This window comes from Aquimarina spinulae (assembly GCF_943373825.1).
Classification (GTDB): domain Bacteria; phylum Bacteroidota; class Bacteroidia; order Flavobacteriales; family Flavobacteriaceae; genus Aquimarina; species Aquimarina spinulae.
This window is the reverse complement of the sequence record NZ_CALSBP010000002.1, coordinates 2,162,520-2,186,195: the sequence shown is the minus strand read 5'-3', so window position 1 is coordinate 2,186,195 and position 23,676 is coordinate 2,162,520. Positions and strand designations below refer to the sequence as shown.

At 32.8% G+C, this 23,676-nt stretch carries 28 protein-coding genes, 1 pseudogene and 1 riboswitch; of the genes and pseudogenes, 16 read left to right on the top strand and 13 right to left on the bottom strand.

The features are described from left to right. Positions 1–51: 51 nt before the first annotated feature. Positions 52–151: riboswitch (TPP riboswitch) on the top strand. 71 nt (positions 152–222) lie between these two features. The 8 genes and pseudogenes from thiS (at position 223) to NNH57_RS15235 (ending at position 6,855) form a co-directional block, all read left to right on the top strand. Then, positions 223–423, top strand: a complete 201-nt coding sequence (thiS, locus tag NNH57_RS15270; protein WP_074406985.1) for a sulfur carrier protein ThiS — start codon at positions 223–225, stop codon at positions 421–423. A gap of 76 nt (positions 424–499) precedes the next feature. Then, a pseudogene (thiC, locus tag NNH57_RS15265) lies at positions 500–2,360 on the top strand (phosphomethylpyrimidine synthase ThiC). A gap of 98 nt (positions 2,361–2,458) precedes the next feature. After that, positions 2,459–3,061, top strand: a complete 603-nt coding sequence (locus NNH57_RS15260; RefSeq protein WP_074406987.1) for a beta/alpha barrel domain-containing protein — start codon at positions 2,459–2,461, stop codon at positions 3,059–3,061. A gap of 18 nt (positions 3,062–3,079) precedes the next feature. Next, complete coding sequence (locus NNH57_RS15255; protein ID WP_108807295.1) at positions 3,080–3,847, top strand: hydroxymethylpyrimidine/phosphomethylpyrimidine kinase; 768 nt, start codon at positions 3,080–3,082, stop codon at positions 3,845–3,847. Between the two features lie 11 nt (positions 3,848–3,858). Beyond that, positions 3,859–4,506 carry a thiamine phosphate synthase gene (locus tag NNH57_RS15250; RefSeq protein WP_108807296.1) on the top strand — a complete coding sequence of 216 codons (648 nt, stop codon included), beginning with the start codon at positions 3,859–3,861 and terminating at the stop codon, positions 4,504–4,506. A 3-nt stretch (positions 4,507–4,509) separates the two neighbouring features. Beyond that, positions 4,510–5,280, top strand: a complete 771-nt coding sequence (locus tag NNH57_RS15245; RefSeq protein ID WP_074406991.1) for a thiazole synthase — start codon at positions 4,510–4,512, stop codon at positions 5,278–5,280. Further along, the gene (thiH, locus tag NNH57_RS15240) at positions 5,273–6,385 is read left to right on the top strand and encodes a 2-iminoacetate synthase ThiH (RefSeq protein ID WP_074406992.1); all 1,113 of its coding nucleotides are present in this window, start codon (positions 5,273–5,275) and stop codon (positions 6,383–6,385) included. Before NNH57_RS15245 ends, thiH begins: the two co-directional genes overlap by 8 nt. Before the next feature lie 59 nt (positions 6,386–6,444). Then, entirely contained in the window at positions 6,445–6,855 is a 411-nt protein-coding gene (locus tag NNH57_RS15235) for a hypothetical protein (protein WP_074406993.1), read from the top strand. 26 nt (positions 6,856–6,881) lie between these two features. Here the strand turns inward: NNH57_RS15235 and NNH57_RS15230 are convergent, their stop codons facing one another. Further along, the gene (locus NNH57_RS15230; protein ID WP_108807297.1) at positions 6,882–7,313 is read right to left on the bottom strand and encodes a Rieske (2Fe-2S) protein; all 432 of its coding nucleotides are present in this window, start codon (positions 7,311–7,313) and stop codon (positions 6,882–6,884) included. A gap of 120 nt (positions 7,314–7,433) precedes the next feature. Between NNH57_RS15230 and greA the strand changes: the two genes are divergently transcribed. The 3 genes from greA (at position 7,434) to NNH57_RS15215 (ending at position 8,843) form a co-directional block, all read left to right on the top strand. Then, positions 7,434–7,910: a transcription elongation factor GreA gene (gene greA / locus NNH57_RS15225; protein WP_074406995.1), complete on the top strand. Its 477-nt coding sequence runs from the start codon at positions 7,434–7,436 to the stop codon at positions 7,908–7,910. A 126-nt stretch (positions 7,911–8,036) separates the two neighbouring features. Then, positions 8,037–8,426 (top strand): HIT family protein, encoded by a 390-nt coding sequence (locus tag NNH57_RS15220; protein WP_074406996.1) that lies wholly within the window; start codon positions 8,037–8,039, stop codon positions 8,424–8,426. 6 nt (positions 8,427–8,432) lie between these two features. Beyond that, entirely contained in the window at positions 8,433–8,843 is a 411-nt protein-coding gene (locus NNH57_RS15215; protein ID WP_074406997.1) for an acyl-CoA thioesterase, read from the top strand. Here the strand turns inward: NNH57_RS15215 and NNH57_RS15210 are convergent. After that, complete coding sequence (locus NNH57_RS15210) at positions 8,840–9,199, bottom strand: hypothetical protein (RefSeq protein ID WP_074406998.1); 360 nt, start codon at positions 9,197–9,199, stop codon at positions 8,840–8,842. The two genes, NNH57_RS15215 and NNH57_RS15210, sit on opposite strands and share 4 nt — an antisense overlap. A gap of 81 nt (positions 9,200–9,280) precedes the next feature. Then, entirely contained in the window at positions 9,281–10,468 is a 1,188-nt protein-coding gene (locus tag NNH57_RS15205; protein WP_074406999.1) for a sensor histidine kinase, read from the bottom strand. Positions 10,469–10,603: 135 nt separating this feature from the next. On the opposite strand from NNH57_RS15205, the gene NNH57_RS15200 reads away from it, so the two are divergent. The 4 genes from NNH57_RS15200 (at position 10,604) to upp (ending at position 13,470) form a co-directional block, all read left to right on the top strand. Continuing rightward, positions 10,604–11,476 carry a flavin reductase family protein gene (locus tag NNH57_RS15200; RefSeq protein ID WP_074407000.1) on the top strand — a complete coding sequence of 291 codons (873 nt, stop codon included), beginning with the start codon at positions 10,604–10,606 and terminating at the stop codon, positions 11,474–11,476. Positions 11,477–11,488: 12 nt separating this feature from the next. Then, positions 11,489–11,866: a DUF3127 domain-containing protein gene (locus tag NNH57_RS15195; protein WP_074407001.1), complete on the top strand. Its 378-nt coding sequence runs from the start codon at positions 11,489–11,491 to the stop codon at positions 11,864–11,866. A gap of 221 nt (positions 11,867–12,087) precedes the next feature. Beyond that, entirely contained in the window at positions 12,088–12,726 is a 639-nt protein-coding gene (aat, locus tag NNH57_RS15190) for a leucyl/phenylalanyl-tRNA--protein transferase (RefSeq protein WP_108807298.1), read from the top strand. 90 nt (positions 12,727–12,816) lie between these two features. Further along, positions 12,817–13,470 carry a uracil phosphoribosyltransferase gene (gene upp / locus NNH57_RS15185; protein WP_108807299.1) on the top strand — a complete coding sequence of 218 codons (654 nt, stop codon included), beginning with the start codon at positions 12,817–12,819 and terminating at the stop codon, positions 13,468–13,470. Between the two features lies 1 nt (position 13,471). On the opposite strand, the gene NNH57_RS15180 is transcribed toward upp, so the two are convergent. From NNH57_RS15180 to NNH57_RS15165, 4 genes are all read right to left on the bottom strand, one after another. Continuing rightward, the gene (locus NNH57_RS15180) at positions 13,472–13,876 is read right to left on the bottom strand and encodes an ACT domain-containing protein (RefSeq protein WP_108807300.1); all 405 of its coding nucleotides are present in this window, start codon (positions 13,874–13,876) and stop codon (positions 13,472–13,474) included. Between the two features lie 35 nt (positions 13,877–13,911). Continuing rightward, positions 13,912–14,475: a DNA-3-methyladenine glycosylase I gene (locus NNH57_RS15175; protein WP_074407005.1), complete on the bottom strand. Its 564-nt coding sequence runs from the start codon at positions 14,473–14,475 to the stop codon at positions 13,912–13,914. Positions 14,476–14,526: 51 nt separating this feature from the next. Beyond that, positions 14,527–15,834 (bottom strand): leucine-rich repeat domain-containing protein, encoded by a 1,308-nt coding sequence (locus tag NNH57_RS15170; protein WP_108807301.1) that lies wholly within the window; start codon positions 15,832–15,834, stop codon positions 14,527–14,529. Between the two features lie 135 nt (positions 15,835–15,969). Continuing rightward, positions 15,970–18,243, bottom strand: coding sequence for a WGR domain-containing protein (locus NNH57_RS15165; RefSeq protein WP_199915400.1), 2,274 nt, complete (start codon positions 18,241–18,243; stop codon positions 15,970–15,972). A 287-nt stretch (positions 18,244–18,530) separates the two neighbouring features. Here NNH57_RS15165 and NNH57_RS15160 point away from each other — a divergent pair, with 287 nt between their 5' ends. After that, complete coding sequence (locus tag NNH57_RS15160) at positions 18,531–19,145, top strand: thioredoxin family protein (RefSeq protein WP_199915401.1); 615 nt, start codon at positions 18,531–18,533, stop codon at positions 19,143–19,145. A gap of 111 nt (positions 19,146–19,256) precedes the next feature. Here NNH57_RS15160 and NNH57_RS15155 read toward each other — a convergent pair whose 3' ends face one another. The 6 genes from NNH57_RS15155 to NNH57_RS15130 form a co-directional block, all read right to left on the bottom strand. Continuing rightward, positions 19,257–19,961: a hypothetical protein gene (locus NNH57_RS15155; RefSeq protein ID WP_108807302.1), complete on the bottom strand. Its 705-nt coding sequence runs from the start codon at positions 19,959–19,961 to the stop codon at positions 19,257–19,259. 633 nt (positions 19,962–20,594) lie between these two features. Continuing rightward, a complete protein-coding gene (locus NNH57_RS15150) occupies positions 20,595–21,281 on the bottom strand; it encodes a hypothetical protein (RefSeq protein WP_074407007.1) in 687 nt (228 codons plus the stop codon). A gap of 33 nt (positions 21,282–21,314) precedes the next feature. Then, the gene (gene truB / locus NNH57_RS15145) at positions 21,315–22,022 is read right to left on the bottom strand and encodes a tRNA pseudouridine(55) synthase TruB (protein WP_074407008.1); all 708 of its coding nucleotides are present in this window, start codon (positions 22,020–22,022) and stop codon (positions 21,315–21,317) included. Between the two features lie 12 nt (positions 22,023–22,034). Continuing rightward, complete coding sequence (locus NNH57_RS15140; protein WP_074407009.1) at positions 22,035–22,829, bottom strand: undecaprenyl-diphosphate phosphatase; 795 nt, start codon at positions 22,827–22,829, stop codon at positions 22,035–22,037. 64 nt (positions 22,830–22,893) lie between these two features. Next, positions 22,894–23,157, bottom strand: a complete 264-nt coding sequence (locus tag NNH57_RS15135) for a DUF3098 domain-containing protein (RefSeq protein WP_025664427.1) — start codon at positions 23,155–23,157, stop codon at positions 22,894–22,896. Then, positions 23,141–23,545, bottom strand: a complete 405-nt coding sequence (locus NNH57_RS15130; RefSeq protein ID WP_082994799.1) for a hypothetical protein — start codon at positions 23,543–23,545, stop codon at positions 23,141–23,143. The genes NNH57_RS15135 and NNH57_RS15130 overlap by 17 nt, the downstream gene beginning before the upstream one ends. Positions 23,546–23,676: the final 131 nt, after the last annotated feature.

Below are 23,676 nucleotides of genomic sequence, written 5' to 3'. Positions count from 1 at the left end.
TAAAACTTGGCTTTAACCTCCTTTTTTATATAAGTTTTATTACTTTTATAACATAAACTTTAGGGGTGTCCTTAACTTCGGTTAGGTCTGAGAAATACCCTTTGAACCTGATGCGGTTAGTACCGACGAAGGGAAAAGTAAATATCACATTTTTATACATGTGATTTTTCTTCTCTATTTAGGCAATTACGACCTAAAGTTTATGGAATTAATATAAAAAAAATGACCATAAACGTTAACAATCAATCTCAATCAATTTCAAAAAACAGTTCAATAAAAAAATTGTTAGAACAATTAGATATTCTTCCTAACGGAATTGCTATTGCCATTAATAATGAAGTGATTTCTAAAGAAGAATGGGAACAAACAATGATAGAAAACGATGATGATATAGTAATCATAAAAGCTACTCAAGGAGGGTAGAGTTAATTACAAATCATTAATACCGTAAGAAAAACTAACAGCAAAAGGTATAATCAAAACCTGAAATACAATATTCATGAAGAAAAAAGATACAGCACCACAGGACACTATAATTAGTACCACACCTTTTCCAAGTTCAAAAAAAATCTATGTACCTGGAGCTATTCATCCACAAGTTAAGGTAGCAATGCGAGAGATCGAGTTAAGTGATACGGTCGATAGCATTACAGAAAAAAGAACCGTTAATCAACCTGTTACTGTTTATGATACGAGTGGTCCATATACCGACCCTTCAAAAGAGATCAATGTACATAATGGGATCGAACCTATTCGGGAGCAATGGGTTTTAGATCGTGGAGACGTAGAAGAATTAGATAGTTTTTCTTCAGAATATTGTAATAAGAGACTACATGATTCTAGTTTGGATCATCTTCGATTTAACCATCTTCGTAAGCCAAAACGAGCTAAAAAAGGAAAAAATGTTTCCCAGATGTATTATGCGAAACAAGGTGTCATTACTCCCGAAATGGAATATGTAGCAATACGCGAAAATCAAAAACTTCAAGAAGTAAAACGCCTTTCTAAACAACATCCTGGTCAAGATTTTGGAGCTAGTATTCCCGAGGTAATTACTCCAGAATTTGTAAGAGAAGAAGTTGCACGAGGTAGAGCCGTAATCCCTTCTAATATCAATCACCCAGAAAGTGAACCTATGATTTTGGGGAGAAATTTTTTGGTAAAAATCAATGCTAATATCGGTAATTCTGCTACAACATCAAGTATCGAAGAAGAAGTAGAAAAAGCAGTATGGGCATGTCGCTGGGGAGCAGATAATATCATGGATCTTTCTACAGGAAAAAAACATACATGAAACCCGTGAATGGATTATCCGTAACTCACCAGTACCCATAGGAACAGTACCTATCTATCAGGCATTAGAAAAAGTGAATGGTAAAGCCGAAGATTTAACCTGGGAAATTTTTAAAGATACATTGATCGAACAGGCAGAACAGGGAGTAGATTATTTCACTATTCATGCAGGAGTGCGTTTAGCATATGTGCCTATGACGGCAAAGCGTATCACCGGTATCGTTTCTAGAGGAGGATCTATTATGGCAAAATGGTGTCTTGCGCATCATAAAGAGAGCTTTTTATACACGCATTTTGAAGAAATATGCGAGATCATGAAAGCATATGATGTGGCATTTTCACTAGGAGATGGGTTACGCCCTGGTTGTATTGCAGATGCTAATGACGAGGCACAGTTTGCAGAGTTAGAAACACTGGGAGAATTAACAAAAATAGCATGGAAACATGATGTGCAAACCTTTATCGAGGGACCAGGACATGTGCCAATGCATATGATCAAAGCAAATATGGATAAACAATTAGAAGCTTGTGGAGAAGCACCTTTTTATACCTTAGGCCCTTTGACTACTGATATTGCTCCTGGATACGACCATATCACTTCGGGAATCGGAGCTGCTATGATAGGTTGGTATGGGACTGCCATGTTGTGTTATGTGACCCCAAAAGAACATTTGGGATTACCAAATAAAGAAGATGTACGTACAGGAGTGATCACCTATAAGCTGGCAGCGCATGCCGCAGATCTAGCAAAAGGACACCCAGGAGCGCAACATCGAGATGATGCCTTGAGTAAAGCGCGTTTTGAGTTTCGATGGGAAGATCAATTTAATTTATCTCTGGATCCAGAACTGGCAAGAGAATATCATGATGAAACACTACCGGCAGAAGGTGCAAAAATCGCTCATTTCTGTAGTATGTGTGGCCCAAAATTCTGTTCGATGAAAATATCTCAGGAGGTACGCGATTATGCTGCAAAAAAAGAAATTGATGATAGAAAAGCACTCGAAGCAGGGATGCAGGAAAAAGCAGAAGAATTTAAAGAAAAAGGAAGCGAAGTGTATTTATAGATCACAGTGATCAGGTGTCAGGTTTCAATAATCCTGATACCAAAAACCCGATACCTGATCGCTGATACCCGGTAACTAAAACCTGATATTTAAAATCTATGCTAATCATATTAACCTCAGAACGAGAATTAGAAAGTGAAGCCGATAAAATCAATTCACTATTCGATAATGGTTTAGAAAAACTACATTTTCGTAAACCAACTATGAATATTGAAGGATACAGAGTTTTGCTCAACCAAATTGATGCAAAATACTACAACCGTATTATGATACATCAATTTCATGAGTTATGCGAAGAATTTAATTTGAGAGGAATTCATATTCAGGAACAACCACGATTGAATTTAGAAGAAAAACTAGAAGAATATATTAATAATTATAAAACAAAAAGCTATAAAGTAAGTAGCTCTTTTCATTCTAAAGAGGATATAAAAAATTGCCCGGTTAATTTTGAATATGTGTTATTAAGTCCTGTTTTTAGTTCAATTTCAAAAGTTGGTTATACTGGAAAAGGATTTGATGTCAATGATCTAGATGAATTTGTTATAGGAATGGGCGGAATTAATGAAAACACATTACAAGCAACATTTGATTTGGGATTTAAAGGAGTAGGTGTTTTAGGAGGAATATGGAATACAAAGGATTCGTTAGAAAGTTTCAAAATAATTTATGATAAGCTTAAAACTATACAAATTACTTAAAGCTGACTCTTAATAAAAATGATAAAAAGACCGTACATACTTACCATAGCAGGTTTTGACCCGTCAAGCGGAGCCGGACTTACTGCAGATATTAAAACGATTGAAGCATTAAAGGGCTATGGTTTGTCTGTTTGTACTGCAAATACTATTCAGAATGATGTTGAATTCAAAACATGTTATTGGACGGATATTGATGTGATAAAAAGTCAAGTAGAAATACTATTTGATCGTTTTGCAATAGCGTATGTAAAAATAGGAATCGTTAAGAACTGGGAAGTACTTAATGCAATTATTGATGTTTTATTAGAAAAAAATAATACCATTAAAATTGTTTTAGACCCAGTATTAAAGTCTAGTTCAGATTTTGATTTCCGTTCTTCTAATACCAATTCTCTTGATGCCGAGAACTATTTTGAAAAAATATTAGATAAAATCTATCTTCTCACGCCTAATTATGATGAAATAGAGAGGTTATACAAAGATAAAACCATACAAGAAACAATCGCTCATATTGCTAATAAAACGAACCTTTTTCTTAAAGGAGGACATAGGAAAGAAGCGATTGGAAAAGATGAGTTGTTCACTAGCGAAGGGAAACAGTTTGTGTTGAACCCAAAAAGACAAAACATATCAGAAAAACACGGAAGCGGTTGTGTACTATCTTCTGCAATCACAACACATTTGGCATTAGGGTTTTCTTTGCTTAAAGCTTGTTATAGAGGAAAAAGATATACCGAAAAAGTACTGAGTTCTAATAGTAGTTTACTGGGATATCATAGAATTTAATAATAAAGATTATGAAAGAAGTAGGTTTACAATATATTTCGCAAGGTAAAACCCCAAAGGATCATCTTAAAAATGTAGAGAATGCTTGTAAAGCAGGTTGTAGTTGGATACAATTACGTCTTAAAAATGAAGATATAGCAACATATCTGGATACAGCAATACAATGCCGTAATATCTGTGATCAATACCATGCTATTATGATTGTCAACGATAATGTAAGTGTAGCAAAAGCTGTTCTGGCAGATGGGATACATTTGGGTTTAAATGATATGAATCCCCGAGAGGCACGAAAAATTCTGGGAGATAATTTTATTATAGGCGGTACTGCAAATACATTAGAAAACTGTATACAACATATAGAAGATGGTGTAGATTATATAGGTCTTGGTCCTTATAAACATACAATAACCAAAAAGAAACTAAGTCCGGTATTAGGGATTGATGGTTACACAAATATTCTTGGCAAATTAAAAGTTATAAATTCAGAATTACCCGTAATTGCAATTGGAGGTGTTACAGAAAAGGATATTACAACTCTTATGCAGACAGGAGTATCAGGAATTGCTGTTTCTGGGGAACTGACAAACCAGGTGAATCTGGAGAAAAAAATAGAAACTATAAAAAAGCTAATGGTTCAAAAGCTATCAGCTAATCGTTAAGAAATGGAAAAATTAAAAATTGCAGATAAAGAATTTTCATCCCGTTTATTTACTGGGACAGGAAAATTTAGCTCTTCCCGGTTAATGAGGGATGCATTACTTATATCAGAAAGTGAACTAATAACGGTAGCATTAAAAAGAGTTGATGTTAATAATGAAAACGATGATATATTAAAACATTTAGATCATCCGAGAATTAATTTACTCCCTAATACATCTGGAGTTCGGGATGCTAAAGAAGCAATCTTTGCTGCTCAATTGGCAAGAGAAGCACTAGAGACCAATTGGATAAAGCTAGAGATTCATCCGGATCCAAAATATTTATTGCCAGATCCTATTGAAACCTTAAAAGCAGCTTCAGAATTAGTAAAACAAGGATTTGTAGTCATGCCATACATTCATGCAGATCCTGTTTTATGTAAACGATTAGAAGAAGTAGGAACGCAATGTGTGATGCCGCTAGGTGCGCCTATTGGAAGTAATAAAGGCTTAAAGACATTAGAGTTTTTAGAAATTATCATAGATCAAAGTAATGTTCCTGTAATTGTAGATGCTGGTATCGGAAGCCCTTCTCATGCGGCTCAAGCGATGGAGATTGGTGCAGATGCAGTATTAGTAAATACGGCTATTGCAGTATCTCAACAACCAATAACGATGGCAAAAGCATTTAAAATGGCTGTAGAGGCAGGTCGTATGGCATATGACTCAAAATTAGCCCCTGTTAGACAACATGCAGAGGCGAGTAGTCCGTTAACAAGTTTTTTGAATGAGTAGTTTCAAAGATATATTCGAACAATATAATTGGGAAGCAACACTGTCTAGCATTTTTTCTAAGACAGAAGCAGATGTTGTTCATGCTCTAGAAAAACCTAAAAGAGATCTTGAAGATTTTAAAGCATTGATTTCTCCTGCAGCAAAACCATATTTAGAGCATATGGCGCAAATAAGTAGCTATACTACTAAAAAACGTTTTGGCAACACCATCCAGATGTATACCCCTATGTACTTAAGTAATGAATGTCAAAATATATGTACGTATTGTGGATTTAGTATGACTAATAAAATTCCGAGAAGAACATTAACCGATCAAGAAATTCTAAAAGAAGTAGATTTTCTAAAATCCAAAGGCTATGATCACATCCTTTTGGTTACGGGAGAAGCTAATAGGACAGTGGGAGTAGATTATATCAATAATGCCATACAGCTCATACAATCAAAATTTGCCAATATTACGATAGAGGTGCAGCCATTAGATCAGTCAGACTATGAACTATTAATTAAAAATGGTTTGTATGCCGTATTGGTGTATCAAGAAACATATCACAAAGAAGAGTATAAAAAACATCATCCAAAAGGAAGAAAATCTAATTTCGATTATCGATTAGAAACTCCGGATCGATTAGGTAAAGCAGGAATTCATAAGATAGGATTAGGAGCTCTTTTTGGGTTAGAAGATTGGAGGGCGGATAGCTTTTTTACAGCATTGCATCTTAACTATTTGCAAAAAACATACTGGAAAACAAAATATTCGATATCCTTTCCGAGACTAAGACCACATAGCGGTGGGCTAGAGCCAAAAGTAGCAATGACAGATTCGGATTTGGTACAGTTAATATGTGCTTTTCGATTGTTAGATGAAGATGTAGAATTGTCTTTGTCTACTCGAGAAAGTGAAGTGTTTAGAGAACATATTGTAAATCTGGGAATCACTTCTATAAGTGCCGAATCTAAAACTAATCCGGGAGGTTATGTCGTAGAACCACAGTCTTTAGAACAGTTCGAGATTTCTGATGAACGTTCTACAGGAGATGTAGTAAAAATGCTTAAAAATAAAGGATTAGAAGTGGTTTGGAAAGATTGGGCCTATAATTGGAAATAAATTGTAATATATTTAAGGGCTAAAACTGTTTTGGATATAGGATGTGTAATTTTATTTTTATGAGTAGGATAATTGCTGTAATTTCTCTTTTTCTTTTTTGGAATCATTTAAGTTATGCCCAACAAGAGGAGGGTATAGGAGTAATACAATATGTAAACCCAATACTGGTTGAACTAAAGCCTAATGTACCAGTAATGCTTACAGACTCTTTGTCTATTCTATTAACAGGTTATTCTCATAAACGCCCAACACACGGTGCCAGTGGTCCAACAAAAACAGGTGTACAGCTATCGCTTTCTAAAGGAAATAATTGTGGAGAAATAGAGGTTTACAGGTATGGTTTACAAGGGGAAACAGAGTATACATATGCTCCTTCATCCTGGAACGATGAGTATGAATTTAAGTTAATGGATTTTGATTTTCCGCTTTCTTTTAAAGTTGTGATTTCAAAAAGACAAGATACAGACTAAAACCAAGTTGTTTTTTCTTTGTATAACTAGTTAGATATAAATAACGTATTTCCTTCTCGTCGCACATTATATCGCCTTAATCCAAATTGACCCTCTCCAGAGGTTTGCTGTCCAGTAACAATATTGTAACTGTTTCCGTCATCGCAATTACAAGTAGCGGTGATCCCATCAATTGTCTGAGTAGAACAGGAGCTGGGAGCATGATTAGGGTCACTAAGCTCAAAAGCAGCATACTGAGTATTATCAATATTATAAATGATGACTCCTTTAATACTTCCGTTTTCTGAGTTATCTACCAAATGATTACTTGGAAATTTAAGCGGATTAAACTGAGGTAAATTAAGATTGATTTGATAATTAACACTCGAAGGAGGTAGAAATTGATTATTATCTCCATTATCATCACTGCTACATGATAAAATCAAAAGGATACTTGCTAAAAATAAAGTCTTTTTCATAACACTAATATTGTATTGGCAAATTACGTAAATTTGTAGTCTTCAGTAAAATTTTTGTTATCTTTGAATAACGAATCCCATTCTTATGGGATTTTTTGTATTTATATAAACGATGAAGTTATGAGCAAAGTATCTTATTATACTGCCGAGGGGCTTAAAAAACTAAGAGACGAAGTAAGTCAACTTAAGGATGTAGAGCGCCCAAAAGCTTCTCAAGCGATAGCTGAAGCGCGTGATAAAGGGGATTTAAGTGAAAATGCCGAATATGATGCCGCAAAAGAAGCACAGGGATTATTAGAGATGAGAATTTCTAAATTAGAAGAAACTCTTTCGAATGCACGTTTAATTGACGAATCTCAATTAGATACATCTAAAGCCCTTATACATTCTACTGTAAAGATCAAAAATCAAACTAATGGTGCCGAAATGACCTATAAATTGGTAGCACAAAGTGAAGCAGATCTTAAAACAGGAAAAATATCTGTAGATTCTCCTATCGGAAAAGGTCTATTAGGAAAAAGTGTTGGCGAAATAGCCGAAATACAGGTTCCTAATGGGATTATGAAGTTTGATGTTGTAGAGATTTCAAGAGAATAAAAGAAGTAATTTTTTAGATTTTATTACAAGCCTTTTTTAATTTTTTAAAAAAGGCTTTTTTATGGTTTTGACTTACAGATAAATAAACTATATTTCGAAAACCGTAACCCAACTAAAATTTAATTAATGTCTACCCTATTTACTAAAATTGTAAATGGCGAAATTCCATCGTATAAAGTGGCCGAAGATGAGAATTATTACGCCTTTTTGGATATTAGTCCAAATGCAAAAGGACATACACTTTGTATTCCTAAAAAAGAAGAAGATAAAATATTTGATCTGGATGAAGACGAATATCTGGAGTTAATGCGCTTTTCTCGTAAAGTAGCTAAAGCTATAGAAAAAACAGTTTCTTGTAAACGTGTTGGTATTGCCGTTGTAGGTCTAGAAGTACCACATGTACACGTACATTTAATTCCGCTAAATGAAATGAAAGAAATGACTTTTCAGCATAAAATTTCTATGACAGAGTCTGATTTTAAAACATTGGCAAAAGAGATTCATTCGAATTTATAAAGACATATGCAAGAATCGGATTTTAAATTATCTCTACAACTTCGTATTGATTGGAGTGAGATGGATACCTATCAGCATGTGAACAATGTAAATTTCATGAAATATATGCAAAGTGCACGTGTTCAATTCTGGGAAGTAACCGGTTTGGCAACATTATATGCCGAAACTAAAAAAGGACCGATGTTGGTTTCTACCCGATGTGATTTTAAAAACCCTTTGTTTTTTCCGGGAAATGTAGTAATTAAAACTAAAGTCGAATTTATTAAAAACTCTAGTTTTGGGTTACATCATCATTTGTATAATGATGAAGGGGTACTTTGTGCAGAAGGTCATGATGTAGCAGTTTGTTTTGATTTTAATACAGACAAAACATTTCTGATTACAGATGAATTACGAGGGGTTATGAAACAATATTAGATTCCTAAAAGATCAGGTCTGTAAAGATAGATATACAGAAAAGCTGCTATAGCTATTGCAAGAAGTGTTAGAATATAAAACAATTTGGTAAAACGTAATGATCCAGATTGACGAGTGATTGTTTTTTTATGGTAATCATATACTCTCTCTATATCTGTGGTCCACTGTCCTGGAAAAATTTGATTTTCACATTTGTTACAGTTAATACTTTCGACAACATTGCTTTTGGTTTTTACCAGAAATTTTGATTTTAGTCTTTGCTGTTTGAAAGAAAGTACCATGCCATCAGTAGAGTAGCATTCTGGACAATTATTGTTAAGAGTTGTTTCCTTTAAAATAATATACTCAGTTTTCACTTTGTTTAGATTTGGCGTTTAATAGGTATTCTATAACGTTGTGAAAAAAATATTGTTATACCTTTTTAAGAAAATTTAAGATTAAGAAGTAACTCCAGACTTGCGAAGTGTGATTTGAAAAGTAGTGCCTTTACCAATATCTGATTTAAGAACTTTAATTTTTCCTAAGTGGTATTCTTCTATAATTCTTTTTGATAGGGATAGACCCAGACCCCATCCTCTGCTCTTAGATGTATATCCAGGTTCAAAAATTTTGGTGAATTTACTTTTAGGAATACCTTTACCAGTATCTTTAATTCGTATAAATACCCGCTTTGCATCATCTATAAGGTCAATTTCAAGATCTCCTTTTCCTCGCATCGCATCAATAGCATTTTTTACGAGATTTTCGATTGTCCAGCTATATAATTGGGAGTTTAATGATACTTGAATAGGTTTATCGGGTAAATTAAGCGAAAAATTAATGAGTTTAGAGCTTCTGGATTGAAGATATGTATAAGCATTTCGGGTTTCTTCTACAATATCAACATCTTCGAGATTGGGAATAGAACCAATTTTAGAAAAACGTTCTGTAATTATCTTTAGTCGCTCAATATCCTTTTCTATTTCTACGATATATTCTGGATTTACATTTTCGGTTTTAAGGATTTCGTTCCAACCTACCAATGAGGATAATGGTGTGCCGATTTGATGGGCAGTCTCTTTAGCCATACCTGCCCATAGTTTATTTTGTTCACTAGCTTTAGAGGTAGTAAAAAAGAAATAAATTACTCCAATTAGCAAAAATATAATGATGGCAATGGTCATTGGGTAATATTTCAGTTTATTTAAAATATCCGAATTTCCATAATAAATATATTGAACGGTATCTTTAAGATCGAGTTCTATCGGGTCGTTTTCAGATTTTAACGTTTTTAAATATGACTTAAGCTTATCTTCATCTGTTACTTCACTTTTAGATAAATTTTTAAAATAACTTGGGTCAGGTTTTCCTAAAGAATCTCTAATAAAATCACCTTTAGAATCTGTAATGATGATAGGTATAGAATTATTTGTTGCTCCTATTACAATAGATAACTCAAGATAATCATCGGATTGTTCGCTGTCTAATGCTTTCTGGGATTGCACCCATATTTCAACTTTAGTTCGTTCGTCATCCTTAAGACGTTGCATAAATAACGATGTATTCCATAAAACGAGGCCAGTTATTACTAAAACAGCTATAATAATAAAATAGCTCGAAAAATTACGCTCATCAGAAAAATTCATACAGACTAGTTAACTAAATCCTAAATATAAACGTTTTAAAACGATTTTATTGTTTATAAAACAGATTCTAAAACCTGTTTTTTTAATGATTCTAAAACCAAACTTTGGTTATATTTGCTCAATATAAAACAAATTATGATTACAATCGATCCGTCAGAGGTTACTACAGGAAAATTACATGGTTTAATTCTTGGAGCAATCGGTCCCAGACCTATAGCTTTTGCTAGTACGATGGATGTAAATGGCAATGCTAATTTATCTCCGTTTAGTTTTTTTAATGTATTTAGTGCAAATCCACCGATTCTTATTTTTTCTCCGGCGAGAAGAGTAAGAGATAATACAACTAAACATACATTAGAAAATGCAGAATCTACCAAAGAAGTAGTCATTAATATTGTGAATTATGATATTGTACAGCAGATGTCATTATCAAGTACAGAGTATCCAGAAGGGGTTAACGAATTTGTAAAATCTGGGCTTACCATGGTTCCTTCAGAAAAAGTTAAAGCATATCGTGTAGGAGAATCTCCGGTACAGTTTGAATGTAAGGTTAATCAGGTAGTTCCTATGGGTACCGAAGGAGGAGCGGGTAATCTTATTATCTGTGAGGTCGTTCTTATGCATATTAATGAGAATGTGATGGACGAAAATAATAGAATAGATCAGCATAAGATAGATCAGGTTGCTCGTATGGGGGGTAATTGGTACAGTAGAGCCAACATGGGAATGTTTGAAGTGCCTAAACCATTAAGCTCTATAGGGATTGGTGTAGATGCATTGCCAGAAGAAATAAGAAGCAGTACTATTTTTACAGGAAACGATTTAGGTAAGCTAGGAAATGTAGAAGGAATCCCAACAAAAACTGAAGCTTTAGAATTTGTTAATAACCATAATGATATTAAGGGTAAAATTCAGGAGGCTAACCTAATAGAAATTCATAAATTTGCAAAGCAGTATCTTGATCAGGATGATATAGATACAGCATGGAACATTTTAGCAGCAAAATAATAATTCAATAAGATGGAAGTACAAGGTAAAGTAAAGATGATCGGTGAGACTCAAACCTTTGGAAGCAATGGTTTTAGAAAGAGAGAAATTGTAGTTACTACTGAAGAGCAATACCCACAACATATCATGGTAGAGTTTGTTCAGGATAAATGTGACTTATTAAACCCTTTTCAAGTTGGTCAGGATGTAAAAATAAGTATTAATTTACGTGGTCGTGAGTGGGTAAATCCACAAGGAGAAACTAAGTATTTTAATTCTATCCAGGGATGGAGAATTGAGAGTTTGCAACCTGCAGCTCAGAATGCTTCTGCTCCTCCAACTCCACCAGTAGATGCCTTTGAGCCTGCAAAAGATTTTTCTGAAGAAGAACATGATGATTTACCGTTCTAAATAGGTTTTAAGCACACTATTTAATAAAAAGAAAAAAGTCCGATATAAGATAATATCGGACTTTTCATTATTGTGGTTTTAGGTTAACCTTTTAATAAAACTCAAAAAAGCAATGATGAACAAAATTTATCTTAAAAGGTCCTAACAAATATTGCGATTTTTTTGGTCAATTCAAACAACTGATTGATATTTAACGTTGTATAAAGGTTTATAAGTATATTTTGTACATTTTAACAGACTCAATACAATTTCCACCGGTTACTCTTGCTGATGCTAATGGCCTTTTGGCTATAGGAGGAGATCTTTCTGTTGATAGATTATTGGAGGCATATCATAACGGGATTTTTCCCTGGTATGATGAGAAACAACCGATCCTATGGTATAGCCCAGATCCAAGAATGGTACTTTTTACGCCAGAACTTAGGGTAAGTAAAAGTATGCGCCAACTTATCAGAAAAAATAAGTTTGAAGTAACATTTAATAAGGCTTTTGACAGTGTTGTACAACACTGTGCAACAATCAAACGTCCAGAACAAGAAGGTACCTGGATTACAAACGATATGCAAAAGGCATATAAAAAACTTCATGAGCAAGGACATGCTATTTCTGTCGAGGTTTGGGAACAATCTGCTTTGGTAGGAGGTTTGTACGGGATTTTGTTGGAAGATAAAAAAGTATTTTGTGGTGAGAGCATGTTCTCTAAAGTAAGTAATGCGTCTAAATATGGTTTTATTACCTTGGTAGAGTGGTTAATAAAAAAAGAGATACAATTGATCGATTGCCAGGTGTATACCGATCATTTGGCAAGCCTGGGCGCCAGAGAAATTACCAGGGCCGCGTTTATAAAATATTTGAAGTAATATATGATTAGGAATCTATTCTAATCTTTAATTGATTTCAAAAAGTAACTGGAAATAATAGTTTTAATAACTTCTTAAAATGCAGTATCAATGGTTATTCATAATTTAGGATTAAAAAATTCAATTTTAAATCAATTTGTTTTAGAATTAAGAGATGTTACTATACAGAAAGATGCAATGCGTTTTAGGAAAAATATCGAACGAATAGGCGAAATCTTAAGTTACGAACTAAGTACAGCGTTGGATTATGAAACTAGAACAGTTCAAACCCCTTTGGGAACCAAAGAAATTTCTGTGCCTAAGAATGCAATCGTATTGTGTTCTATTCTTAGAGCCGGGTTGCCATTGCATCAAGGGTTATTAAATTATTTTGATGCTGCAGAAAACGGATTTATTTCGGCGTATAGGGATCATCAAAATACTGATGATGATTTTGAAATTGTTGTAAAATACCTGGCTTCACCTTCTTTGAAAGATAAAACCTTGATTTTGGCAGACCCAATGTTGGCAACAGGAAAAACCCTCGAGAATACATTTACTGTAATGAAAAGACATGGTATGCCCGAACAAGTACATATTGTTTCTGTAATAGGCTCAGAGCAAGGAATATCATATATTAAAAATGTTTTTCCTGAAAATACTCATCTCTGGATTGCCGCAGTCGATGAAAAATTAAATGATAAGAGTTACATTATTCCTGGCCTCGGTGATGCCGGAGATTTATCTTTTGGAGTAAAATTGTAAGCTATCCTTTATAATTTTCAGATAGTTTCTTTAGAACAGTAATTGCTTTATTTTCATCTTTTTTGTCAACGAAAATATGATCATGATAATAGCCGGCAATTACATTACAACTAATTTTATGTTTTGCTAATTCTGTCGAAAAAATAGCTGTAAGACCAACTGCATCCAGTGAAGAATGAATTTTTAAAGTTATCCATGAGGCAATATATTCATAAGAGAGATTAAGATGTTCTGCCTTTTTACGATCAATTATAATAGTTACTCCTTCGGGTTCTTTAAATTCACCAATACTATCTTCTCTGGGGATATGATCTGTATTTTTTACTGTAGAAAAAACAAACTCACCAGTTTGTAATACAGGAGACATGTTTCTGATTAAAGTAGCTAAATTAGTTTCTCCACTCATCTTTTGATATTTTTTATGATTTTGTGTGTGATATGTTAAACTTCTTTGTATCTAAAACAGCCTACTTCGTGATCGTTTACCATACCAATAGCCTGCATAAAAGCATAAATCACAGTAGAACCCACAAACTTGAACCCTCGCTTTTTTAAATCTTTACTTACGATGTCAGAAGTTTCTGTAGTCGCAGGGCAATCTTTATAATGAGGCCAACTGTTCTGAACTTGTTTCCCATCTACAAAACTCCAGATATATGTATTAAAACTACCAAACTCTTCTTGTATTTTAATAAAATTCTGAGCATTGGATATTGCAGAATTTACTTTTAGTTTATTGCGAATGATTCCAGCATTTTGTAATAATTCTTCTTTCTTCATATCGTTATATTTAGCAACGATTTTATAATCAAAATTATCAAAAGCAACCCTAAAATTTTCTCGTTTTCGTAAAATGGTAATCCAACTCAAACCCGCCTGAAAAGTTTCAAGAATTAAAAATTCGAATAAAAGTTGTTCGTCGTGTAATGGTACTCCCCACTCAGTGTCATGATAGGCTTCGTATAATGGGTCCCCAATACACCACCCACATCTGTGTTTTTGCATAATATATACTTAGTTTGTTTTATCGATTAAATCTCTAAAATACTGTTTATTTTAAAAAGAAATCGAACAATCAGGAAGTAGTTTTTTGATTTTTTCTTTTTCTAAATCAGACAAATTGTTACCAGATAGATGGATGATTTTTAATTTTTTTAAGCCTTTAATAGATTCAGGTAAAGAAGAGAGTTTGTTGCTATCTAAATAGAGTTGTTTTAAATTTTTAAGCTTGTTTAGTGATTCGGGTAAACTTGTAATGCTATTATAGGATAAAGAAAGAGTTTCTAATTTTTTAAGTTTCTCAAAGGATTTTGGTAATTTCTTAAGTTGATTGCTTATGAGATATAGCTTTTGCAAATTTTTAAGCTCTCCTATTGATTCTGGTAGTTCTGTTAATTCGCTATCTGAAAGATATAGGATGTCAACATTTTTTTTGTTTTCTAAGGCCTTCTGCAAAGAGTAGTAACTGTTTTCGAAATTAATTTCACAATTAGGTAATAATTGTTTGCTTGTTTCTTTTTCTGCTTTAGAAAGCCTGTTGCCAGATAGGTTGAGGTCTTTTAAATTGGTAAGATTCTGAAAGGATTTTGGCAGCTCACTTATTTTATTAGCATTTAAGTACAGAAGTTTTAATTTTGAAAGGTTTCCGAAAGTTTCAGGAATACGATCTAACTTATTTTCTTTACAAATCAACCACTCTAAACTATTTAGATTTCCAAAAGATTCAGGCAATTCATCAATTTGATTGTTTGATAGGTTTAGTGCTTCTATATTGTTTAGATTTCCAAATGTTAGAGGCAATTCTGAAAGTCGATTTCCTTGTATAAGAAGTTCTTGTAAGCTGGTAAGGTTACTAAAAGTATTAGATAACTCAACGAGTTGATTCTGTCTCAAATCTAATTTTTTTAAACTGGTAAGGCTACCAAAGGACTCGGGTAACATCTTGATTTGATTATCTTTTAAAAATAGCCATCCTAGTTTTTTTAAATTCCCGATAGATTCTGGTAGTGTAATAATTTGATTTTCAGACAAAAACAAAACCTCTATGCTTTGCAAATCACCAAAAGATCCTGGTAGCTCAACGAGTTTATTCTTTTTTACATTAAGTGTTCTTAATTTTTTTAGATTTCCAATAGATTCTGGTAATTTACTTATTTCATTTCCTTCCAGATTAAGGTATTGTAAATGTTTTAGTTGCGCTATAGAATCAGATAGTTTTGTGAGTTTAGTGTGGCTAAGATCTAGTCTGTATGTCTGGTCTTTATTGATTAATGCCTCTTGTAATGAGGTGTAAATTTTATTTTCCTGACCAATAGCGGTTATACATCCTAGTAATAGTATAATTATAGTAAATGATTTTTTCATGTATTTAAATTTTCTATCGAAAACCCCTTAAAATAATGCTATAAGTCTGTAATGTGTAAAGTGTATAATTCCCCCTCTTGTAAAGTTATTATTTAAATTCCTGACTGTTAGCTTTAAAATCATATTTTTTTTGTTTTATTTCTGATAAAAATATTTTTCGGTGGTCGATATATATCCTTTTTTTATTTTTTGTTCAACAAGTTTTTTTCCTTCTTTATGTGCTGTGTTTATATCCTTAAATTCTTTTGTTTTTGATTGTCCTTTTGTGCCTATTTTACCATAAGTTACTGTGAAAATTTCCTGGTAATATTTTATTTTCCAAAATTTTGCTGATTTTTCGTCTTTATATTCTAAATAAACATTTTGTTCTGCATCTCTTATAAATTCCAGAGCACTTTCTAAAGCATCATTTATTTCTTCGGTAAGATCATCCATGTCAATAGACATATTTCCAAAACGTTTTTCAATATCTATACTTTTGTAATGTTCTTTAATCCAGTTTTTTGCTAGTGGATTCTCACAATGGTAAACGGTACGGATAGCTTCTGTACTACCTCCGGGAATTTTGGAATGGTTTTTTTCTAAAAACGTAAAGGTATTTTCGAGCATGGTTTCAATTTGCTCTTTATTAAACCTATTAGTAGGGTTTATTTTAGTATCATATTCTTCAGAAAGTAATTGTGTAAAAATAGCTTCTGATAGGTATGGTATTTTTTGAAGAGTGTCTTCATCAAGTAATAATGTATTGACAACGAAATTAAAAATATCAGGTAAGTATAAAACATTCAGGAAAAACATACAGGCAACTCCAGGAGCTTTTTGTGCATTATACTTGCTTTCAAATTTACTTTCGGGTAGTATAAACCATGATTTTACTATTTCGATATTAGGATCGTTCTCATCTTTGATTAAGTGAGGAAATTCTTTTGTGAAAATTTCAGGAATATTATGATGATATAATCCTAAGTTAGAAAACAGTTGTGTAATAGTTTGTTGCTTATCAGGAAGGTCATTTAGATACAAGAAATAAAAGGCTCGTTTTGATAGTTCATATTCATTAATGTTTTCTATAACCTGATATAGTAGTTTTTCTTCTAGAGAAGAGAATACAGCATCTGTTTTTTTATATAAACTTTCTTTTTCGGCTGTGGTCGTTTCAAAATCATCATAATCTTTAAAAATGTCGGCGAGTTTTCCTAAAATCTTTTGAACGGTATTAGAATCTGGAGTAGGTTCTCCCATTACAGTTAATAAATCTGCATATTCTTTGGAGGCAGTATTTCCTTTGAAGTAAAAATTGACCGCCTTTTTAAGAGTATCTTTTTCTGTAAAAAGATCTTTTAAATCCCAAATCATGATTTGTACGAATTTACGTCGTATGTTTTCTTTCCAGATTTTCTTTCCGTCGAGGAGTTCTTCTAAAAAACGATTTGCATGTTTTGTTTTGTCTTTTGTATTGGGATTACATGCCAATATATAAGATAGTAAACTGATTTCTTCTATTTTAGCCGTTTTGATTATTTCATCAAACTCGATCCATTTATTATGTTTCTTTAAGTTGTTTTTTAGCCATCGCATGCGTTTGATCATGTTTTTTTCTGCCTGGGGATATATAATTATAGATAACCACCATTGTTGTAAATTATCTTCTTTCCCTCTAAATTCATAAGATTGAGTATTAAACACTAAGTGCGCACGTCTTCTTAAGAATAGGTTTTCAAAACTATCCTCCTCATCACAATAAGAATATTCATCATGTATCTGCAGATCATAAAAAGCATCGGTTGTATTAAAAAAACCAAGAGTCATTTTAAAATATTCTAGTTGTTCTTCTAATTGGTTAGTAAGCACAATGTTTTTTACTTCCTCATATCTATTATCCAAAGAAAACCCAAAATGTAACAACCAGTATAAAGCTAAATGAGGGTCGTTTACAAATTCGGTTTTTTCATTTTCATAGTCTTTGTCGATATCATCGGCGGTATCCCATATGCCATAAGGAGTTACTTCTGTTTGATGTGCCCAGTCTCTAAAAAGCATTGAGAACCAATGGTACCGCTCCATAAGTGCTACCGCATCGACTTTTAGTTTTAATGCTTGTTGTTTGTAATCTACTTTGGGGTAGTGTTCTGGGTTTTTTAGTTTTACTTTATAGATTCTAGAAGATTCATGATCAATACCATAAGTGCCACTTTTACCTCTTATGTCATTTACAACCCAATCACCACTTTCGGGATAGATGGTATTACCTTTTACCTCTCGATCTTCACCAACATAAATATTTTTGCATCCTGCCCAGTCTGAATAATATTCTCCCCAGTTTTTCATTGCAGATTCAAATTCTATAGCATAATCGTTATCCGTTTTTGTTTTACTGTTTTTTGATCCGGTATTCTTAGGAGATTCCATATAATTAGATTAGTTATGAGCTACTTTTTATGGTATATGTACGTCTGTTTTATAATTAAAATCAAAAAAAGACTAGAATACAAAGATTCAAATCTAATCGTATGTAGAGTACACTATTAACCGTATAAACGTACTCACTGTTTTCAGGGAGTATAGAATATCTGTAAGTTTTAAAGATAACTATCGTCTATGTATAAGAAACCTTCAAAAATTGACAGTTATACGATTTTGATCTATGCGTTTTTGATATAAAAATATTGTTTTACCTATTTTTGAAACCAATAATTATGGAACAACCTACTACAATGACAATACCCGAATTGATAACTCAAGGAATTGATAATTCCTTCACATACCAAGAATATAAGAGTTTGATTAGTAGTTTATTAACTAAAAATAAATCTACTGGTCATGAACAATCTGAAGCATTAACAAATTATAGTATGCTTAATGACCGTAGAATGAAACGATGGGATAAGACTTTGAAAATCGACGAATCTATTAGTACTTCATTTTCTAATACGGATCTAGATGTAACCTGGGTGGTATTAACAGAGGGATGGTGTGGGGATGCTGCACATGTGTTACCTGTATTGAATAAACTTGCAGAATTAAATGATGGGATAGATTTAAAAATCATCTCTAGAGATGATCACGATGAGTTGATGAATAATTTTTTAACCAACGGAGGAAAATCAATACCTAAATTAATTGTGTATGATAATCAAAACAAAGAAGTGTTAAATTCGTGGGGTCCCAGACCTTCTGTAGCAACACAAATGGTAAATGATTATAAAGAGCAACACGGTAGCTTAGATCCAGAGTTTAAGCAAGATTTACAAGTTTGGTATAACAAAGACAAAGGTGCAAATATTGCAGAGGATCTGGCGGATTTGTTATAGTTATATAATATCAAAACCTCATAAGTTTTAGCTTATGAGGTTTGGTAAAATGAGTTCAAAAAAAAATAACGTATTGTAATAATGTTAGATTTTTTCCTGAAATAAATTTGATTACTTAATAATATCTAGTTTAACTCTAATAGCATCTGGATCATAAAAGTTTGAATCTCCTGCATACCCTGTAGAACCTCCACCTTGTGATAACCATGGAGTATATTTAGCAATTCCTTTCTTTGAAGAACTGGTTCCGCCATCTGTTAATTGAATTCCAAACCGAACATCTTCTACAGTTAATCCTGCATATGGCCTTGTTTGTATCATAAACCTAACAGCATCAAAATCATACGCATTCGAATCTGTGGCCCATGATGACCATCCCCCACCTTGGCTTGCCCAAGGGGTATATCTAACTAAGCCAGCATTATTACCAGAACTACCTCCGTCTGATAATTGAATAGCAATCCTAAAATCTAGGTTTTTTAAATTTTTTGTGGTTCTGGTAATCAGATTTAAGACAATCCAATCTGGATCATAAAAGTTTGAATCTCCTCCCCATTCTGACCATTGATTCTGCTTATTTGCAACCCATCCGGTGCTCTCGACATTACCTTGTTGATTCCCTAGTCCGTTGTCGCCCAGGTAAAAATCAAGCTTGATATCTCTGTTAGCTCCAGTTCCTGCTTTTTCTACATTGTTTTCAATACTTGTTTCTATTTCATCATCTAAATTTGATTGGCATGCTGTTAAACAAATAAAAGTAGATAATACAAGTTTTGATACTAAATTAAAACGCCCTTTTGTCATTGTTTTTTTCATGATTTTTGTGATTTATTATAAAGTTGATTAAGTTTTTGTTTCGAAGTGTAAAATGCCTCTATATAAAAGTAGTTAATAACCGATATAAATAGGATACGGGATCTCCGTAGTTGATAGTTGTTTTCTTTTTGAAAAAACATAATATATTTAAAATCAATGGATTATAAGTGTATTTGGTTTGATTTTTTACAAATAATAACTTTATAATAACATAAAATTCATATGATAAAATTTACCCTGGGCAGGATGGTTTTGAAAGAAAATCAACCTAAAAAACAAGTGAATTTTTGCCAAAACTATTATAAACATAAACCTTATCAATAGATTGATATTTTTTTAAATATATCTTGGATATAGCTTAAGGTTTACAATAAGTATCGTTTCATATTTAGATGTATTGGTCTTAGAAGTAGTTCAAACTATAGTAGTCTGACCAAAATAATAAAGGTTCTAAAATAAAAGGGAATTATACGGTATGATTGGTGCCTTATCCAAACTGAATAAAAGCTTTTCTTTCTCACTTACTATAAATACTACTACTAGATTTGTTTAAAGAGAAAAATTTCAACACTAAATAGTGTCGCGAAACACTAACTTGCTTTATAATATGGATAACTAATAGATTAGATTACTTTAACCACCATAATTAAAGTAATAAGTAATAGTACCTTCTTGTTCTTCGATATCAGAACGAGAAAATAAAGCTTTCCTGGCATAATCCATAGCATTGTCAAAAAGACATTCGTTTCTGGTAGTAGAATTTCTCTTGTCTATTTTGGTATTAACTACATATCCATTTTTATTGACTTCGATTTTTACTACTACTTTACCATTTCCGTTACATGTGTATACTGGATTAGGTAGATCTATAGATTTTCTGTTTTTCAAGCTATAAGTAAGAGAGCTGTTTCTGTTGTTGGTTTCTTTACCTTCGGGCTCTGGTTTTTCCTTTTTTTCATTTTCTTCCTCTTCATCAATAGGGACCTCTCCTTCTGTTGGTGCAGCTTCTTCACTTTCTTCTGCAGAATTTTCGGCTTCTGTTAATGATTTCATTCGTTGTTCAAACTCATCTGGGTCTTCAAAATCCTCATTAAAAGCGGCATGTGTTCTTTTGGCGGCAATTAATTGTCGATCATCCTGAGCGATTAGTTCTTCTTCGGGCTCTTCTTCTTCGGCAAGGAACTCCTCGGGGATTTCCATTAAGATTTCGGATTGTTCTTTTTGCTTATTTATCATATTGATATTGTAAAGACTTAGAACGACGATTCCCATCAACATCGATGTGATAATCAAAGCTTTATGTTTTTCTACAAATTCCATAGGTAATTATAACTACTTTTATTCTACAATATTTTATGTAGTTTCAATTTTTGGACGTAACTGGTTTTCAAAAGACTCAATTGTAGTCGCATCTTCAACCGAAAATGATCCTATTTTAGTCCTTCTTAAAACAGTTAAGTGAGCCCCGCTATTTAATGTTTTTCCAAAATCATGTGCCAATGATCTAATATATGTCCCTTTGCTACATACAACTCTAAACTCTACTTCTGGGAATTTGATTTTAGTGATTTCAAATTCGGTTATAGTAATTTTTCGAGAGTTAATTTCTACAGTTTCTCCTTCTCGGGCATATTCATACAATCGTTTACCGTCTTTTTTTAAAGCTGAAAAAATAGGAGGGTACTGCTCTATTTCTCCAATAAAAAGAGAAGTTGTTTTATGAATAATTTCTTCAGAAATATGATCTACAGGAAAAGTCTGATCAATCTCGGTTTCTAAATCATAAGAAGGTGTTGTGGCTCCAAGTAATATTGTCCCAGTGTATTCTTTGGCTTGTCCTTGAAATTCTTGTATACGCTTAGTATATTTTCCTGTACAGATAAGTAATAATCCTGTTGCAAGAGGATCGAGCGTTCCTGCATGACCTACTTTAATTTTTTTGATACCAAAATTTTTCCGGATGAGCCAACGAAGTTTATTTACAACTTGGAAAGATGTCCATTGCAGCGGTTTATCGATCAAAAGGATTTGACCGTCTTTATAATTTTGTTCGGTTAGCATTATAGATGGGGGCTATTTAATAAAACCAAAACTGATGGCTAATAAGCCAACAAGTATACAATATACGGCAAAATAAGTTAACTTACTCTTTTTAACCAAAGAAATCATCCAGGTGCATGCAAAAAGTCCTGAGACAAATGCAGCCAGAAAGCCAAGTGCCAAAGGAATACTGTTTTCTGATGAAAAAATAAGATCCCCACCAAGTATATCTTTAGCAATTTTTCCTAAAATCAAGGGGATAACCATTAAGAAAGAAAAGCGAGCGGCTTTGGTTTTGTCATTTCCTAACAATACCGAAGTAGATATGGTAGCACCACTTCTTGAAATTCCTGGAAGCATTGCGATTGCCTGGGCAACGCCAATTACAAATGCATTTGAGTTGCTAACCGATTTTCGAGTGCTTTTAGCTTTATCTGCAAACCATAATAGCGCAGCTGTAATGAGTAACATAAAACCAACAAACATAATATTGCCTCCAAAAAGTTTTTCTAATTGTTCTTCAAAAAATAAACCTACTAAAACAGCAGGAATCATAGATATAATGATTTTAAAAGAAAAGAGAGTTTCTTCGTTTTTTTCGAATTTCAATATTCCTTTTACAATCTCTACTATATCCTTTCTAAACACTACTATGGTACTAAGCGCAGTTGCAAAATGTAGAACTACAGTAAAAAGTAAAGATTCTTCTGGGACACTTTGATCACCTAAAATAGCTTTGCCAAGCTCGAGATGACCACTAGAAGAAACAGGTAAGAATTCGGTAAGCCCTTGTACTATGCCTAGAATAATTGCGTCGATAATTTCCATAGAGAATTTTGGGATTTCTTAAATTTGACGCAAAGATATAACTACCGTAAAATAAAATGATAAATTACTGTTTTTTCTTCTTATTGGGATTTAGAAGAATAGCATATATTTCAATACCAAAACCAATTAAAACAATAGTTGGTGCCAATCGAATTCTTCTAAAATTATAGATGTCTGGATTAAAAACATTAGGATCATCACTTCCTCCTCCTGCCATGAGAATAAAGCCAAGAGCAATTACTGCTATCCCTATAGCCATAACGATATAGTTTTTCTTTTCAAAAATAAAATCAGGTTTTGGCGTATTTTTATTAGATTGTTTTTTCATGCTCATCGTTATCAATTTCGTTAAATATTACAATATCATCAATTATTAATTTTGATATATGTCCCATATTTTTATCACGGGTAAATATAGTCCATCTTTCTATACCATACAAAGTAACTTTTTTATTAAGAATATCAGAGCGTAATTGTTCTACAGTTAATTGATATTGTAATCCACGATTAATATAGTAGTGGTGTTTATCATTTTTAAGGGTAATTACAATATCAAACCCCGATCCTTCCTGTATGTTGGTTACAATTCCTTCAATCTTCATAACATCATCAGGTTGCACATTACGTACAGGTCGAAATGTTTGTATTACTGCTACCATAAAGGCAATAAAAAGTACAAAAATGATCGAAAGATATATTTTAGCAATTTTACCCATTACAGAAATATTATTATGTTTTTTGATTTAATATAAGTGCTATTTTTTTCAAAGTAATGCATCTTATCTTTTTAACTATTAAGCATAAAAACGATTACGATGAGATGTTTTTTATAGAACCCAAAGCTATG

Coding starts and splice junctions, on each gene's coding strand:
- NNH57_RS15250 (WP_108807296.1), top strand. CDS start 3,859: ATGAAAGAAGTAGGTTTACAATATATTTCGCAAGGTAAAACCCCAAAG.
- greA (WP_074406995.1), top strand. CDS start 7,434: ATGAGCAAAGTATCTTATTATACTGCCGAGGGGCTTAAAAAACTAAGA.
- thiS (WP_074406985.1), top strand. CDS start 223: ATGACCATAAACGTTAACAATCAATCTCAATCAATTTCAAAAAACAGT.
- NNH57_RS15230 (WP_108807297.1), bottom strand. CDS start 7,313: ATGAAAAAGACTTTATTTTTAGCAAGTATCCTTTTGATTTTATCATGT.
- upp (WP_108807299.1), top strand. CDS start 12,817: ATGGTTATTCATAATTTAGGATTAAAAAATTCAATTTTAAATCAATTT.
- NNH57_RS15205 (WP_074406999.1), bottom strand. CDS start 10,468: ATGAATTTTTCTGATGAGCGTAATTTTTCGAGCTATTTTATTATTATA.
- NNH57_RS15130 (WP_082994799.1), bottom strand. CDS start 23,545: ATGGGTAAAATTGCTAAAATATATCTTTCGATCATTTTTGTACTTTTT.
- NNH57_RS15175 (WP_074407005.1), bottom strand. CDS start 14,475: ATGCAAAAACACAGATGTGGGTGGTGTATTGGGGACCCATTATACGAA.
- NNH57_RS15165 (WP_199915400.1), bottom strand. CDS start 18,243: ATGGAATCTCCTAAGAATACCGGATCAAAAAACAGTAAAACAAAAACG.
- thiH (WP_074406992.1), top strand. CDS start 5,273: ATGAGTAGTTTCAAAGATATATTCGAACAATATAATTGGGAAGCAACA.
- truB (WP_074407008.1), bottom strand. CDS start 22,022: ATGCTAACCGAACAAAATTATAAAGACGGTCAAATCCTTTTGATCGAT.
- NNH57_RS15160 (WP_199915401.1), top strand. CDS start 18,531: ATGGAACAACCTACTACAATGACAATACCCGAATTGATAACTCAAGGA.
- NNH57_RS15245 (WP_074406991.1), top strand. CDS start 4,510: ATGGAAAAATTAAAAATTGCAGATAAAGAATTTTCATCCCGTTTATTT.
- NNH57_RS15195 (WP_074407001.1), top strand. CDS start 11,489: ATGGAAGTACAAGGTAAAGTAAAGATGATCGGTGAGACTCAAACCTTT.
- NNH57_RS15220 (WP_074406996.1), top strand. CDS start 8,037: ATGTCTACCCTATTTACTAAAATTGTAAATGGCGAAATTCCATCGTAT.
- NNH57_RS15150 (WP_074407007.1), bottom strand. CDS start 21,281: ATGGAATTTGTAGAAAAACATAAAGCTTTGATTATCACATCGATGTTG.
- NNH57_RS15215 (WP_074406997.1), top strand. CDS start 8,433: ATGCAAGAATCGGATTTTAAATTATCTCTACAACTTCGTATTGATTGG.
- NNH57_RS15155 (WP_108807302.1), bottom strand. CDS start 19,961: ATGAAAAAAACAATGACAAAAGGGCGTTTTAATTTAGTATCAAAACTT.
- NNH57_RS15235 (WP_074406993.1), top strand. CDS start 6,445: ATGAGTAGGATAATTGCTGTAATTTCTCTTTTTCTTTTTTGGAATCAT.
- NNH57_RS15170 (WP_108807301.1), bottom strand. CDS start 15,834: ATGAAAAAATCATTTACTATAATTATACTATTACTAGGATGTATAACC.
- NNH57_RS15255 (WP_108807295.1), top strand. CDS start 3,080: ATGATAAAAAGACCGTACATACTTACCATAGCAGGTTTTGACCCGTCA.
- NNH57_RS15260 (WP_074406987.1), top strand. CDS start 2,459: ATGCTAATCATATTAACCTCAGAACGAGAATTAGAAAGTGAAGCCGAT.
- NNH57_RS15200 (WP_074407000.1), top strand. CDS start 10,604: ATGATTACAATCGATCCGTCAGAGGTTACTACAGGAAAATTACATGGT.
- NNH57_RS15140 (WP_074407009.1), bottom strand. CDS start 22,829: ATGGAAATTATCGACGCAATTATTCTAGGCATAGTACAAGGGCTTACC.
- NNH57_RS15180 (WP_108807300.1), bottom strand. CDS start 13,876: ATGAGTGGAGAAACTAATTTAGCTACTTTAATCAGAAACATGTCTCCT.
- NNH57_RS15135 (WP_025664427.1), bottom strand. CDS start 23,157: ATGAAAAAACAATCTAATAAAAATACGCCAAAACCTGATTTTATTTTT.